General features: G+C 67.8%; 15 protein-coding genes. 12 read left to right on the top strand and 3 right to left on the bottom strand.

Annotated elements, in window-relative coordinates; translation table 11 throughout:
* Position 1: 1 nt before the first annotated feature.
* From ACGFIR_RS09725 to ACGFIR_RS09715, 3 genes are all read right to left on the bottom strand, one after another.
* Positions 2-1,045 carry a hypothetical protein gene (locus ACGFIR_RS09725; RefSeq protein ID WP_393144267.1) on the bottom strand — a complete coding sequence of 348 codons (1,044 nt, stop codon included), beginning with the start codon at positions 1,043-1,045 and terminating at the stop codon, positions 2-4.
* Between the two features lie 334 nt (positions 1,046-1,379).
* Positions 1,380-2,096 carry a creatininase family protein gene (locus ACGFIR_RS09720; RefSeq protein WP_393144265.1) on the bottom strand — a complete coding sequence of 239 codons (717 nt, stop codon included), beginning with the start codon at positions 2,094-2,096 and terminating at the stop codon, positions 1,380-1,382.
* A 12-nt stretch (positions 2,097-2,108) separates the two neighbouring features.
* Positions 2,109-3,278, bottom strand: a complete 1,170-nt coding sequence (locus ACGFIR_RS09715; RefSeq protein WP_393144263.1) for a hypothetical protein — start codon at positions 3,276-3,278, stop codon at positions 2,109-2,111.
* Positions 3,279-4,029: 751 nt separating this feature from the next.
* Here ACGFIR_RS09715 and ACGFIR_RS09710 point away from each other — a divergent pair.
* From ACGFIR_RS09710 to ACGFIR_RS09655, 12 genes are all read left to right on the top strand, one after another.
* Positions 4,030-4,290: a hypothetical protein gene (locus ACGFIR_RS09710; protein WP_393144261.1), complete on the top strand. Its 261-nt coding sequence runs from the start codon at positions 4,030-4,032 to the stop codon at positions 4,288-4,290.
* Positions 4,287-4,562: a hypothetical protein gene (locus ACGFIR_RS09705; RefSeq protein WP_393144259.1), complete on the top strand. Its 276-nt coding sequence runs from the start codon at positions 4,287-4,289 to the stop codon at positions 4,560-4,562. The genes ACGFIR_RS09710 and ACGFIR_RS09705 overlap by 4 nt, the downstream gene beginning before the upstream one ends.
* Positions 4,552-5,505: a GPP34 family phosphoprotein gene (locus ACGFIR_RS09700; RefSeq protein WP_393144257.1), complete on the top strand. Its 954-nt coding sequence runs from the start codon at positions 4,552-4,554 to the stop codon at positions 5,503-5,505. Before ACGFIR_RS09705 ends, ACGFIR_RS09700 begins: the two co-directional genes overlap by 11 nt.
* A gap of 40 nt (positions 5,506-5,545) precedes the next feature.
* Positions 5,546-7,036, top strand: coding sequence for an APC family permease (locus ACGFIR_RS09695; RefSeq protein ID WP_393144255.1), 1,491 nt, complete (start codon positions 5,546-5,548; stop codon positions 7,034-7,036).
* A 12-nt stretch (positions 7,037-7,048) separates the two neighbouring features.
* Complete coding sequence (locus ACGFIR_RS09690; RefSeq protein WP_393144253.1) at positions 7,049-7,705, top strand: GNAT family N-acetyltransferase; 657 nt, start codon at positions 7,049-7,051, stop codon at positions 7,703-7,705.
* Positions 7,702-8,331 (top strand): GNAT family N-acetyltransferase, encoded by a 630-nt coding sequence (locus ACGFIR_RS09685; protein ID WP_393144251.1) that lies wholly within the window; start codon positions 7,702-7,704, stop codon positions 8,329-8,331. The genes ACGFIR_RS09690 and ACGFIR_RS09685 overlap by 4 nt, the downstream gene beginning before the upstream one ends.
* A gap of 303 nt (positions 8,332-8,634) precedes the next feature.
* Positions 8,635-9,375, top strand: coding sequence for a hypothetical protein (locus tag ACGFIR_RS09680; protein ID WP_393144249.1), 741 nt, complete (start codon positions 8,635-8,637; stop codon positions 9,373-9,375).
* Positions 9,375-10,409 carry a hypothetical protein gene (locus ACGFIR_RS09675; RefSeq protein ID WP_393144247.1) on the top strand — a complete coding sequence of 345 codons (1,035 nt, stop codon included), beginning with the start codon at positions 9,375-9,377 and terminating at the stop codon, positions 10,407-10,409. Before ACGFIR_RS09680 ends, ACGFIR_RS09675 begins: the two co-directional genes overlap by 1 nt.
* Positions 10,410-10,420: 11 nt before the next feature.
* Positions 10,421-11,446, top strand: a complete 1,026-nt coding sequence (locus ACGFIR_RS09670) for a thymidylate synthase (RefSeq protein ID WP_393144245.1) — start codon at positions 10,421-10,423, stop codon at positions 11,444-11,446.
* Positions 11,446-11,964 (top strand): nucleoside-diphosphate kinase, encoded by a 519-nt coding sequence (locus ACGFIR_RS09665; protein WP_393144724.1) that lies wholly within the window; start codon positions 11,446-11,448, stop codon positions 11,962-11,964. Before ACGFIR_RS09670 ends, ACGFIR_RS09665 begins: the two co-directional genes overlap by 1 nt.
* A complete protein-coding gene (locus ACGFIR_RS09660; protein ID WP_393144243.1) occupies positions 11,961-13,205 on the top strand; it encodes a hypothetical protein in 1,245 nt (414 codons plus the stop codon). The genes ACGFIR_RS09665 and ACGFIR_RS09660 overlap by 4 nt, the downstream gene beginning before the upstream one ends.
* A 15-nt stretch (positions 13,206-13,220) precedes the next feature.
* Positions 13,221-13,877: a 3'-5' exonuclease gene (locus tag ACGFIR_RS09655; RefSeq protein ID WP_393144241.1), complete on the top strand. Its 657-nt coding sequence runs from the start codon at positions 13,221-13,223 to the stop codon at positions 13,875-13,877.
* Positions 13,878-13,991: the final 114 nt, after the last annotated feature.

Here is a 13,991-nt window from a genome sequence, read left to right as displayed (position 1 = left end):
ATCACATGCCCTGCTTGGGTCCGAGGATGTGCTGCGGGTCGAACGCCCACACGGTGCCGCGTGCGGCGCGGATGTCGCGGGTGGCGTCGACGATGTCGCCTTTGACGCTGGTGACCAGGGTCGGGCCGGGGGCGGCGACGATGGCGGGGATCGCCCGGCAGGTGGTCATGCCGGTTCGGGGGCCCCAGATGTCGACGGCCATGTCCTCCCAGGACTGGCGTAGTGGCATTCCGCCGGCGACGGTGTGGGCGATCAGGCCGTGCCCGACGCGCAGGGCCCGCCACAACTCGTCGAGGACGGTGAAGAACGTTCTCGGCGGAGCCAGGCCGAGGTCGGCCATCAGGTGCGCGGCCTCCACCTGGGCGAAGCCGTAGGACCAGGTCGACAGCAGGGTCGCGGCCGTGCGCAGCTCGTCGGTGTCGTCGATGCTGAAGATGTCGACACACACCGCCGGGGTGTCGAGGCGGATCGGCGTGGTGGTCTGCCCCTCGAAGGTGTCGCCGAGCGGTCCGTGCAGCAGCGCCAGCAGGGTGCGGTGCAGGTTGGCGACATCCTCACGGAACCGGGGGACGTCCCCATCCTCCTGCCAGAGCGTGACCGCACGGACCTCGGCGGGGGCGTCACGGATGACGCGCAGGACATCGGAGAGCACCGGCCGGGTGTCGGTCTCCCGCTCGGCGAGGTAGCGCAGCGCGGCAGCCAGGACGGTGGTCTCATCCGAGGTGACGGGCCTGCGCCGCACGAGGGTGGCCAGGGCGACGAGCATGTTCAGCCGCCGGTCGGTCACCGCGGCGCGCACGACGGCGCCGGTGCGCTCGTTGACGCGGTCGAGGACCTGCCGCCACGGGCCGGCATCCAGGGGGTTGATGCGGTCCAGGCCGGGCCCGACGCGCAGCACCTGCTCGCCGAGGACCGCTTGATAGGTTCGAAGAACGGCTGGAGACACGAGCTCGTTACAGTCGATGGTCTTGCGGTGGGTCGTGGTGATCTGATCGACGAGCATCGGGCCGCGCATGTCCCGTAGCGAGTAGGCCGAGGTAGTCAACGCGGAACTCGCCAGATTCCCAGTCCGCGAAGTCCGCGACCACTACGCGCGGCTGCCGTTCAGCCGGTGCGCTGAGGTATAGCGGTACCGCTGGTCCAGCGAGCGTTAGCAGACCGCTGCCCTGGTAAACCAAAGGGCGAGGGCGCTCCTACGACACCAGCGGACTGCGTCGATGAGCTCGTGGTCGCCGTGCGAAGATCCTTCCGCAAGCGGTCTTGCGGCCGCCACCGCAAACTTCATGCCGTCGGATTTCGAGTCGACCGAGAGCTCGCTGGGGAGTGCGGGCATGCGTGTTCGTCTCTGCCGTATTGCGGTCAGGGCTGCTGCTCTCGGGTCACTGTCTGGCTTGCAGGATGGTGAGGTGGTCATCGAACGACTTGGCCAGGCTTGCCAGTAGAGCTCGGCCTTTGGCTGCGGTGCCAGCCGAGGGACGGCCGATGACTCCGGTTTTCGTGTACGCGCCCATCCCGTGGACCAGCAACATCGGTCGCTCATCAGCGACGTGGTCTTCGTCCACAAAGTGCCCGCCGACCACGTGAGGCTGTACGTGCAGCAGGATGGATACTTCCAGCTCACCGGCGTGCATGTCGCGGTGTGCGTCGCTGTTCAGGCCCGCGTCCTGTCGGGCCTTGCGCCAGTCGGCATGTGTGGGGAACAGCGTCATTGAGCCCAGTGCCGTGGCGTTGGCGGTCTGCACGATGTTCGACAGCACGTAGTTGCCGCCGTGGCCGTTGACGATGGCCAGTCGCGTAATTCCGTTCGCGGCGAGCGAGGCTCGGATGTCCTCGATGATCGCTGAGAGGGTTTGGTGGCTGATGCTGACGGTGCCGGGCCAGCGGGCGTGCTCGTGCGAGCAAGACACCGTGACCGGTGGCAGGACTAGAAGGTTGTGCCGTTGCGCGATGGCTGCGGTGATTGCGGTAGCGACGATCGTGTCCGTGGTAAGCGGCAGGAAGGATCCATGCTGCTCGTAGCTACCGACGGGTAGGATCGCTACGTCAGGAGCGTGGGTGGCGACGTCGGTGCTGGTGATGATTGGCAGCAGGTCCACGCGGCCATTGTGTCACTGGGTTGTCACCTCGGCTCGATGCCTGTCTGCGAAGGCGCGCGCCGAAGGCATGGCGCTGTGCCGGCGCAGCGCTATCGCGAGTGGCTGGGTAGCGCGGACGACACGGTAAGATCCTTCGTCTGCGAATTGCAGCGCAGCCATGCCGTAATGGGCAGCGCGTTCCGGATCGTGCTGTAGGTAGCACTCGGCAAGGTGGGTATACCACAGCCCGCCATCGACTCGCGTAATGTTGCTTAAGTCCTTGAGGAGTTCCTCGAAGATCAGGGTGGCGGAGGTCGAGTCGCCGAGCAAATGCCGGCAGCGGGCGTCCGCAGCGGCTACGTAGCGCAGATCGCAGTGCGCCGCAAAGTCGTCTTGATCGCTGACGTTGTTCGCGGCGCCCTTTAGTTCACGGCGGGCAGCGGCGATTGCTGTGGAGGCGTCATCATCGCTGCCGCTGGCGGCCAGTGCTTCGGCCATGCGGGTCAGGCACAATGCGCGGGTGCGGGCGGATACTGGGCCGGGTGCCAAGGAGCGACGTGAGAGGGCGATCGCCATGCGAATGTCCCCGTTGTCGATAGCGCGCTGACTCTGTCGCATGAGGGCGTAGGCGCTCAACGACTGGTCGTCGGCCTCGGTCGCGCGGCGGTGTGAGCGGTCCAGCCAAATCGCACCATCGGGCGAAGTGGTGTTGTCGGCGATCCAGCTCATGAACTCCGACAAGCGGGCGTCAATGCGCGCGAGGTGCGGCTGGGCACGGTCGCGTTGGAGATGGTCGAGGACATCGAGGTATTCGCGAACGCGGATTCTGAGTTGAGGCCATGTGCAGGTGGGTTGTGCGGTGAGGCGACCAAGTTCGCGTAGCCAAGCGTCGGGATCGCCGTGAACTAGTTCATCGTTGAGAGGAGCGCGGGTCGTTCGGTCTGCAGCTAGATAGTCCTGTAGCAGCCCGGGAGGGGCGGTGTCAGGGGTGCGCCGTGGGCTATAAAGGTCCAGTTCGGCGTCGGTATTGACCTCTAGCGCCTGGCGTAGAGCGGCTCGGCGCTTGCGGCTTGGCCATCGGTGTTCCCCTCGTTCGAGTTTGCCGACCCAGCGGTGGCCGACATAGTCGGCGGCGAGGTCTCGGTTCGGGTAGAGCCGATGCAAGGCAGCGTTAACAGCATCCGCCAGCTCGGCTCGGGACATCCGCTGCCCGGGCCGACGCGGCGACGGCAAACCCACACGTCTCTCGGCGAGCAACGTGTTCGGCCTGATCAACGTCTCCGGATGACGAGGCACCGTCGCATACCCCCGGGTAGGCCAGGCTGTTGGATGGATGCGCGGGCGCGCCACTACGGCGGTATTGGCCTCGCGCCACCCACTACCGCCATCGTTGCGGTAGGCACACGTGAGGTCAAGGGATTCCTCGCTGGCGTCACCGAGGCAGGACGGTACGGCGTATCTAGCCCGACGGTCTCCATTCGAGCCGCGACGCTTGCCCAGCCACTGCCGTCATCGTGGCGAGGTGCACACCCCAGTCAAGGAAGCATCAGGCGTGGTTGCCGAGACGGGGAAGCCGATCTCGGCGTAACGGGTGCTGGACAAGCACGGACTGAAGCGGTTCATCGGCAGCCTCCAAGGATTACTCGGACCCGGTCGACGGTCGGTTGGCCGGGGAGTGGCCAATGTAACCCCCGCCAGCCCGGCAGATGTTCTTCAGGGGAGTAGGCGGATTGACCCTTTTCGCAGGTCACACACCGGTCGGACCGAAAGTCGGTACGTGAAGTCGGACGGAAGGTCGGCATTCCCAGCTCCGCCCGACTCCGCGATCGTTGATCTGCAGCGAGCTATTCGTCAACCTTCAGAGATGCGCGAGGAAGGGTAAATGCGCCGGATGAAGTGGTGCGTGCCGAGGGGAGGACCGGGCAGTGCACCGTCGTTGGAGGAGGTAGCGCCGATGCGGCGCAAGCGGTTCGCTCCCGCCTGCGACGGCGAACCCTACAGCCTTTTCGGCCTCGATTGGGAAGGCGCGGCCACGCTGTACGGCGACCGCGGCGGCTGCAATTTCCCCGGGCCAGGTCGAGCCGACCAGGAGACCGATGATCTCGCCCAGCGCAACCCTGGTTTCTGGATGGCGGCCGATCGGGTCACGACTACGACGAAGCCGGCTCTTTGGCGGCGGCTGCTCCCGGTCCGGGCGAAGGGGCGGTCAGAGTGAACGCGACCGCGTCGATCCCGCAGGTCGAACCGGGCGTCCTGCTGACGCTTGACGGTGACGACTGGTCCGAGAGCCGTGACCTGGCTCCCGGCGGCCGGGTCGAGGTCGTCGTCACCGGCCTGCACACCGACGGCAGCGACCAGTGGGTGTGGGTGACCGGTCACCGCCCCGGGTGCTCCTACCCGCATGTCGACGAGCACGTGCCGTGCCTGGAGTTGCGCGTTCGGCTGGCTACGCTGCGCCGCTACGGGAGGGTCCGGCATGAGCCGTAACAACGAAGGCTGCGGGCTCGCGGAGAGGCTCGAATCCGCGCGGATGACCGCCCGGCAACACGCCGACGGCGGCACCTGCTTTCACTGCAAACCCAGCGGCTGCGACCAGAACCTGTGGGCCCAACAGGAGCTCACCCAGCATGCCCGCCGCGACCCGGCGGCAACCCCGCACCCGCTGAAAGCACCTGACGCAGGAAGGCCCGCCGCCGTGCACACACACCCCGGTGCCCCCGATGACGCTGCCAGGCCCGTCGACATCCAGCCCGCCGAGCCGCAGCGTCTCGTGCGGGCGGTAGGCACCGTCCCCGCTCGACCCACGTTGCTCGCTGACGAGTTCTGGTTCATGGCCCACGACGACCAGACCGGCCGGCCACGCCTGTTCGAGTCCGCGCTGAACCACGGCCTAGCCGCCGCGTTACTCGCCGAGCTGTACGGCGAAGGCCGGATCACCTTCAAGCAGGGGCAGATCGAATTGCTCCAGCCCTGGCCGCCGAGGAACTGGTTGCAACACGTCGTGCTTGACCGGCTGATCGCACAGCCGCAGCACAGCGACACCCGGACGTGGTTGGCGTTCCTGGCCGCCACCGCCGGCGAGCAGGTCATCGACCGCATGTGGCAGGTCGGGCTGCTGCGGCAGGAACAGGTTGGCCGGCTGTGGCGTCAACGCACCATCCATGTGCCGACCGACGTGAACGTCGCTGCGTCGTCGTGGGCGCGGCTGTCGGTCGACCTGCGTTTCACCCGCCGCCTCAACTCCTTCGACGTGGTGCTCGCGGGCCTGGCCTTGCACACCCAGCTGGACAGGGCCCTGCTCGACGGTGCGTCGCTGGCCGTCCGTACCCACTTGCGTCAGGTGGTCGCGCAGACCCCACAACCGGTGCGCGACCTGCTTGCCGACCTCAGCAGCGCGGTCGGCGGAAGCGTCCTGAGTCACCGCACCTGAGCGCGGTCAATCCCCACCACCCTTTGCTGAAAGAGACCCGATGCGTACATCGAAACCCGACACCGTCTCGGCTGTGCTGGCACGCGGCCGTCTCGGGATCCCGTCCGTAGTGTTCTTCGTCATCGCCGCGGCGGCGCCGCTGACCGTTGTCGCTGGTGGCGCGACCACCGGGTACGCCGTCACCGGCGTCGTCGGCATCCCCGTGTCCTACCTTGTCGTTGCCGCGATCCTGGCGCTGTTCGCTGTCGGCTACGTGGCCATGTCCCGGCGCATCGTCAACGCCGGCGCGTTCTACACCTACGTGACGCACGGCCTCGGCAAGCCGGCCGGTGTCGCCACCGCCTTCGTCGCGCTCCTGGCGTACAACGCGATGCAGATCGGCCTTTACGGCGGGTTCGGCGCGGTACTGGCCCAGTTCCTTCAGGGCCGCTACGGCTGGAACACCACCTGGTGGCTGTGTGCCCTGGCCGCGTGGGCTGCCGTGACCGTTCTCGGGCTGTTGCGCATCGACCTCAACGGCAAGGTGCTGGCCGTGGTGCTCGTCGCCGAGTGCGCCGTCGCGGTTGTCTTCGACGTCGTCATGGTCAGCAACCCGGCCGCCGGCGTCAGTTTCGACACGCTCGCCCCGTCGCACATCTTCGCCGCCGGTATCGGCGCGGCGCTGGTCACCGCGATCACGGGTTTCGTGGGCTTCGAAGGCACCGTCGTGTTCTCTGAGGAGACGAAGGACCCGCGCCGCACCGTGCCGCGAGCCACATACATCGCGGTGGCGGTCATCGGCCTGCTCTACGGGCTGTCCGCGTGGGCGATGTCCGTCGCCACCGGCCCCGACAAGATCGTCGACGCCGCCCGCGCCGACGGCACCAACCTCATGTTCAACCTGGTGTCCCCGCACCTCGGCGCCAGCATCGTCACCGTCGGCCGGGTCCTGTTCATCACCAGCCTGTTCGCCGCGCTGCTGGCGTTTCACCACACCGTCGCCCGGTACCTGTTCGCACTCGGCCGCGAGCGGGTCCTACCCGCGTGGCTTGGCCGCACGAGCCGCCGCACCGGCGCACCGAAGGCCGGCTCAATCGTCCAGAGCGTCATCGCGGTAGCCGTCCTCGCAGGCTACGCGGTGGCCGGCGCCGACCCGATCGTGCATCTGTTCTTCTGGATCACCGTCACCGGCGGCCTCGGCGTCCTGATTCTGATGACCGTCACCTCCGCCGCGGTGGTCGGATTCTTCGCCCGCACCCCGCACCGTGACGGCCTGTGGCGTACCGCGATCGCGCCGCTGGCCGCTGCTGGCGCGCTGGGCGCCATTCTCGTCGTCACCATCCAGGAGTTCGACGTCCTGCTCGGTGTCTCCGCGACGTCGCCGCTGCGCTGGTGGTTCCCCGCCGCCTACGGCATCGCCGCCGTCCTCGGCACCGTATGGGCGGTGATCGTGCGCGCCACCCGTCCCGACGTGTTTACCGCGATCGGCCTCGGCGCGGACAGCGCCACCGCACCGGTACGCACCCCCGACGCCACCCGCCAGCCGGCCTGACCAGGAGCGACCATGCAATCGAACAGCACCCTCACTGTCCGCCGGGCCACACCCGACGACGCCGGCCCGCTCATCACCGTGCTGGTGGAGGCGTTCCTCGACGGGCCTGTCGCCGACTGGCTCGTTCCCGACCTGAACGACCGCCGCACGGTCTACTTCCGCTACTTCAAGCACGTTCTCCACCACGGGCTCCGGTACGGGCGCGTAGACACCACCTCCGACCTGTCGGCGGTCGCGATCTGGTACACCCGCGACGAGGTCCCCCTGTTGGCGTCAACCGACCACTACTACGTGGTGGAAAAGGCGACCGGCAAGTACGCGCCGAAGTTCCTGCTGCTCGACGCCATCTTCGAAACACACCACCCACACGCCCCACACGACTACCTCGCCTACGTCGCCGTCGACCCACGCCGCCAGAGCCGTGGCGTCGGCTCTGCGCTGCTCACCACCGCACACCAAACGCTGGACGCAGCTAACCGGGCGGCGTACCTGGAGGCCAGTAACACCCGCAGCCGGGACCTGTACCTGCGCCTCGGCTACCGCCAAGGCGCCCCGATCCACCTACCAACCCAAGGACCGCTCATCTGGCGAATGTGGCGCGGCCAACCGACCGACGGCAGCCCCGCGCCGTTCCCGACGGACCTCCTGCCACGCAGGCGGCCACTGTGAACGGCCCCGCCCTGGGCACGACCATCCGCCCGGCGACACCCCAGGACGTCGCCGCGATCACGGTACTGCTGGCCGGCACACTCGACGGCGATCCCGTCATCCAGTGGCTACTGCCCGACCCCACCGAGCGCATCACCGTCCTGCACCGCCTGCTCGCCGTCAACGTCGATCACGCGATTGAGACCGGGACCGTCGACGTGACGCTGAACCTCTCGGCGGTCGCGGTATGGCGCAGCCACGACCCGGACGCCCCGCGATGGCCGCTCGGGGACCACCACCTGGCAACCTTCGCCGGCACCGCAGCCCACCGCCTGGACACGCTGAACTCCGCCATCGACAGCTACAAGTCCTGGGCGCCACACCACTGGCTGTCGTGGCTCGCCGTGCACCCCGCCTACCAGCGACAGGGCCTCGCCGGTGAACTGCTGCGCCGACACCACCCCGTCGTCGACGGTACCGGATGGCCGGTCTACACCGTGGTAACCACCGAAGCGGCTCGGGACTCGCTCAGCCAGCAGGGATACCAGGCCGCCATGCCGCTGAACCTGCCCCGCGGACCGAAGCTCTGGCCCCTGAGCAGAAGGGTCCGCCCGGTCCGCCCGATAGCCGCTTGCCGCCACTGCTGATCAACGCGTCCCGCCGATCGGCGCCAGGCCGCCGACATGCTCCGGCGCCGATCCAGCGCCGTATCGCCGCCACCCAGGGAGGAACCACACGGCATGCTCATGCCCCGACGAAACGCTCCTACCCGCCTTGTGGTGGGTCTTCTCGGCAGCGTCCTGCTCACCGCCTGCCAGTCGGGCCCGCCAACCGGCCGGTCGACGTCAACACCAGCATCGCCGTCGCAACCGCAACCGCAACCGCCCACCCTCTTGCCGCCCTCGGTCGACGCCGGACCGAGTCTCACCGCGCAGCAACGCCTGACCGCCTTGGCCGCCAGCATCGCCGCCACCCCCGCCGACGACACCACCGACCGGCCCTACACCTACCTACACCTGCAGATGTGGAACCGCGCCACCAACGCGATCACCCGCACCGACGTGCGACGCTGGCGGCGCGGCGCGGATAGCTCCGGACGCGAGACCACCCGCCGCCTACCGGACCTGCTCGGCGTCGACCACCACCCCGACCCCGACGAGCGGAAACTGTTCGCACACGCCCCACAGAAGACCACCCAGTACGGGCGGGGCACGCTGCGCCACTACCTGCCCGAGCCGTCGCCCACCGACCCCACCGCGCTGGCCCACGCGCTCGCGCCACCGATACTGGCCAAGGAACCCGCGTACCCCCTCCTGCTCGCCTCCGGCATCGTCGGACTCGTTACCAGCCAATACCTCAACCAGGAACAGCGGACCGCGACCCTGCGACTCCTGGCCGGCATCCCCACCATCACCTACCAGGGCAAGACCACCGACATCGCCGGCCGCACAGGCCTGGGCTTCGCAGTGACCGGCGACGGGTCAACCTGGCAACTGATCTTCGACGGCCGCACGGGCGAACTCCTGGCCGCCCACGAACGTGTGACCGGCAAACGACCGGGCCTGTTCTCGTACGTGCTCATCCTCGAACGCGGCCACACCACCACCGACGCTGACCTGCCCGGAAACCAGGTGGGCGACGTCCTGCCAAGCACTGCCCAGAACGCTGCCAGGACCGCAGGGCTGGTCTGATGAAGCGGCTACGTATCGGCTACAGCTGCTGGGGCTTTCTGGGCGACGGCGTGGTGGATACGCCCGACGGCTCGCGGTCATATCGCCGGCCGCTGCTCGACGAGCTGCAAGCCGCCGGCCACCGGGTCACCTTGCTGCAGGCCAACCGCGACCTCACCGAGGCTGGCCTGGACCTTCGTAACTACTACGATTTCAGCGACGCGGCGCCCGACCTCGACGTGGTGATGTTCGAATGGCGGTGGCCCCTGCCCGGGCGCAACACCACCGCGTGCGGGTCGCCTGGGCACACCTGCGATCTGCACCGGCAGACCGAGCTGATCGAGCGCTACACACTCGCCGGCGTACCCACCGTCATCTGGGACCTGGACCGGCAACTCCGCGCCGATGACCCACTGCGCAGACTACCGAACGTTCGCGTGTTGGAGTTCGCTGTCCGGCCCACACCCGGCGCCACCACCATGCTGTGCCCGGTACCCGACCAGCTACTCGACAAGGCCGACGCGTACGAACTGGCCAGGATGCACCGCCCGCTGTCACTGGTGTACATCGGCAACCAGTACGACCGCGACGACGCGTTCGACCGCTACTTCGCCAAGGCCGCCGCACACCTCGGCCACCAGGTCGCGGGGAAGTGGACGCGAGTCGACGCGTGGCCACACGTCAACTTCACCGGCCGGTGCGCCTTCAGCGAGGTCGACGCCATCCACCGCCGGGCCCTCGCCACGGTCATGCTGCTGCCACACCGGTACGCCCGAGCCGGGCACATCACGCAACGCCTGTTCGAGGCTCTCGTGGCAGGGTGCCTGCCGCTGATGCCCGCCGACGTCGTCGACGGTGAGGACTTCGTGCCCCGCGAACTCATCGTCGCCGACAGCCGCGACGTCGTGAAGCGCGTCGAGCACCTGCAGCGCATTGCCGGCACGTTGGAGCACGCCGGTCAGCTGTGGCGCGCTCTGCAGTACCTCCATCCGATGCGGCTGTCCCGCCAGGCAGCCGTACTCCAACAGGTCATGTCCGACCTCATCGCCGAGTAGGGGAGACGCCCATGGTTTCCGGGCCCACGTACACCAACGTCGAGCAGGCGTACCTCGCCGTGCTGAACGAGGTGGTCAACCGGCATCAGTTCGATACCGCCGGCCGCGGCAAAGACGCCTTGGAGGTGATCAACAGCAGCTTCACCATCACCAACCCGACCGACCGGATCCTGTACCTCGCTGCCCGCAAGGCGAACATTGTGTTCAACCACGCCGAAGCCCTGTGGTACCTGACCGGCCGCGACGACGTCGACTTCATTGGCTACTACGCACCGAAGCTGCACGCCCTGTCCGCCGACGGCATCCGCCTCACCGGCACCGCGTACGGGCCGAGACTGTTCCGCCCCACCCGCCCCGACACCCGCAGCCAGTTCGACCGCATCGAGGAACTGCTGCGCAACGACCCGGACACCAAACGGGCCGCCATGCCCATCATGCGCCCGGACGAACTGGTCGACCCGGCCAACCCCGACGTCGCATGCACCCTCGGCCTGCAGTTCCTCCTGCGCGGCGGCGAGCTGCACATGTCGGCCTACATGCGAGGCAACGACGCCGTCATCGGCCTGCTCGGCGACACCTTCGCCTTCACCTTCATCCAGGAATTCACCGCTACCCGCCTCGGCGTGCCCGTCGGCACCTACGCTCACCACGTCGGGTCGATGCACGTCAACAAACTCGACGTCGACAAGGTCCACGCGATCATCGACGAAGCCGCCCGACCCGCGCCCCGCCGCCACTTCCACGTCGACCCGATGCCTCCCACCAGCTGGGACGACATCCGCGAGGTCGCTCGCTGGGAAGAGCTCCTGCGCACCGACCACGATCAGCTCACCCCCGACAAGCTCGCCAGCCTGCCCATCGCACCGTATTGGCGGCGCATCCTCGCGCTGTTCGAGGTGTACCGGCAGATCGTGCACCGGCCCGGCACGGCGGTGACCCAGGAAGCCGTCGCCGAGCTGCACCCCGGGCATTGGTGGCTGGCCGCCGCACGCTGGCCCGGCCGCGTGCCACCGTTCGTGTCCACCCGGCGGCCGTGATGGGCAACCTCGAGAACGTCGACTGGTCTCGGTGGACCGTCATCCTGCTCAAGCCCGACTGTATCCGGCGGGGCCTCACCAACGAGGTCCTCAACTGGTGCAGCCAACTCGTCGCCATCGTCGACCGGCGCATCGTCATCCCCACCGAAGACCAGGTCTTCGCCCACTACGACGACATGCTGCCGCTGTCCGATCAGCTCGGCCGCGACGTGCCCGCCGAGCTACGCCGCATCTTCGTCGGCAACCGGGTCGGCGTCGCGCTCGGCTACGGCCAAGACGCGGCGCCGAGACTGCGGCGCATCGTCGGCCCCACCGACCCTGCCAGCGCCGCTGCCACCACCGTCCGAGGCCGGTACGCCAAGGACACCCTCGACAAGGCCATCGCCGACGGCCGCCTCGTCGACAACCTGATCCACACGTCCGACACCACCGACGTCGTCGAGCGTGACTTCCACATCTGGTACGGCCCCGAGCACGTACACCTGCTGCGCGAGCCCACCCAAGGAGGCACCCGATGACCCCCACGCCCGCCGACCTCACCGGCGGCCCCCGCCACCTCCCGCTGCTGGCTGCGGAGAAACAGGCCACGCTCGACCCGTACATGGCCCAGTGGGTGGGCTACCGCAAGTCCGGCCTGTCACTGAACCACATCATCGGCTGCCCACTGGACTGCGGCTACTGCGTCAGGCACTTCTGGGGCAACTTCGAGGTGAAGAAACCGCACCTGCTGGTACCCACCGACGAGGCCATCCTCGGACTGATCACCCACGAGGCATTCCGGCCGCACATCACCCCAATCCAGCTCTTCAACAAGGCCACCGACCCGTTCCTGCCCGGCGTCAAACCCCACCTCTTCCAGGTACTCCAAGCCCTCGACGACCGCGAGTACACCAACCACGTCCTGATCATCACCTGCTTCAAGGTCACCGCCTCCGACATGGCAGCGCTGGAAGACCTGAAGTATCTGAAGGTCACCCTGCTGTTCACGTACTCCGGCATCCAGGACGACCGGGTGGAGCCCATCACCAAGAGCGCCATCACGATCAACTCGATCTACACCGCGATCGCGAACAAGCAGCGCACCGGCGTGGTCTTGTACTGGCGGCCCATCGTCCCGGGCTGGAACACCGCCCCAGAGAACATCGACCACGTCCTGGAAGTCGGCGGCGACGTCGACGCGATCGTGTTCACCGGCTACTACCACAAGCCGGAGAACGCCGAGTACCTGCGCTCCCTCGGCGTAGACGTGCCGTACGGTGACGACTACGCCCGGCGCAAGACCATGCCCGCCGACATCGACGAGCTGATCGTCAACGCCTGGCAGGCATCCGGGATCAGCACCCCGCTGTTCCGCAAGACCTCCTGCGGCGTCGCCTACGCCCACGGCGTCGCCGACTACAACGGCCACTGGGGCGTCCGCGAAATCTGCGACATCTGCCCGCAGAAGCAGAAAGACCTGTGCATCGCCGACTACAAGGAACCCACCGAACAGGAGGTGCTCCAGGTCCTCGCCCAACTCGGCTACGACAGCACCGTCCTCGTCGAGCCAGGCCACGTCTGGACCCACGGCCTGGGCGAGCAACGCCGCTACGCCGTCCAGCACGCCATGCGCCACCAAATCTGGGAACTCGACCAGCCCCACTTCCTGCACGCCCACGGCCGTCAACTCCTCGGCCACGAGATCGACCCGCAGCAAGCACAGAAGTTCGAGAACGTGCGGGCAGCGTTCGCACACAGCGCGCAGTACGAAGACGACTGACCAAGGAAGACGAGCATGAGCGGCAGCCCGAGCGACCCCTGGACCCTCGCACACCTTGTCGCGATCGACCTGGAAGGCACCGGCCCCCAGGACGGCGGCAACGAGGCGATTGTGGAGATCGCGGTCGTTCCCATCGTCGCCGGGCTGCCGCATCTGCCCGCCGCACTGAACACCCTCATCAGCCCCGGCCGACCCATCGGCCGCCGGCCCTGGCTGTCACCCGGCATCACCGACACCGCACTGCGCACCGCACCGGCCCTCGCCGACATCGCACCGGCCCTTGCCACCCGGATTAACGGCAACTACCTCGTCGGCCACAACGTCACCGTCGACTGGCGGCTGCTGCACCGACGCCTTCCCGAGCTGCGCCCAGCCGGCCTCATCGACACACTGCGTCTATCCCGCGCACTCACCCACGGCCACCGACACAGCCTCAGCGCCCTTGTCGACGGACTGAAACTCACCGCGGCTGTCAACGCCGCCGCCCCAGACAGCCAGCCGCACCGGGCACTATGGGACACCATCGCCACCGCAGTGCTGCTACCTGCACTGATCAAGCAGCGATGGAATCACGCACCTACGCTGGTTGAACTCGTTACCACCGCCGGCGTACCGATGGACATGCGAACAGCCGGTGGCCCCCCGCCACAGCAACAACCCGGACTGTTTTGATCCTGCCGGGAGCCTCGCCTGTGCTCTCCCTGACAGTGCAAGTGCGCGGCGTAACACTGCAGTCCCGGGCTGAGCGGGATCCGCAAGCGAGCACAGGGGACCTTCGGCGTCACG

It is taken from the genome of Micromonospora sp. NPDC049051 (assembly GCF_043197575.1).
GTDB lineage: Bacteria > Actinomycetota > Actinomycetes > Mycobacteriales > Micromonosporaceae > Micromonospora.
Note: the sequence above shows the minus strand (reverse complement) of the source record. Positions and strands in the feature narration are given on the sequence as shown.

What these genes read in the sequence shown, in the direction of transcription:
- ACGFIR_RS09715 (WP_393144263.1), bottom strand. Translation starts at nt 3,278, where the DNA reads ATGTCCCGAGCCGAGCTGGCGGATGCTGTTAACGCTGCCTTGCATCGG.
- ACGFIR_RS09710 (WP_393144261.1), top strand. Translation starts at nt 4,030, where the DNA reads ATGCGGCGCAAGCGGTTCGCTCCCGCCTGCGACGGCGAACCCTACAGC.
- ACGFIR_RS09700 (WP_393144257.1), top strand. Translation starts at nt 4,552, where the DNA reads ATGAGCCGTAACAACGAAGGCTGCGGGCTCGCGGAGAGGCTCGAATCC.
- ACGFIR_RS09695 (WP_393144255.1), top strand. Translation starts at nt 5,546, where the DNA reads ATGCGTACATCGAAACCCGACACCGTCTCGGCTGTGCTGGCACGCGGC.
- ACGFIR_RS09690 (WP_393144253.1), top strand. Translation starts at nt 7,049, where the DNA reads ATGCAATCGAACAGCACCCTCACTGTCCGCCGGGCCACACCCGACGAC.
- ACGFIR_RS09675 (WP_393144247.1), top strand. Translation starts at nt 9,375, where the DNA reads ATGAAGCGGCTACGTATCGGCTACAGCTGCTGGGGCTTTCTGGGCGAC.
- ACGFIR_RS09670 (WP_393144245.1), top strand. Translation starts at nt 10,421, where the DNA reads ATGGTTTCCGGGCCCACGTACACCAACGTCGAGCAGGCGTACCTCGCC.
- ACGFIR_RS09665 (WP_393144724.1), top strand. Translation starts at nt 11,446, where the DNA reads ATGGGCAACCTCGAGAACGTCGACTGGTCTCGGTGGACCGTCATCCTG.
- ACGFIR_RS09660 (WP_393144243.1), top strand. Translation starts at nt 11,961, where the DNA reads ATGACCCCCACGCCCGCCGACCTCACCGGCGGCCCCCGCCACCTCCCG.
- ACGFIR_RS09655 (WP_393144241.1), top strand. Translation starts at nt 13,221, where the DNA reads ATGAGCGGCAGCCCGAGCGACCCCTGGACCCTCGCACACCTTGTCGCG.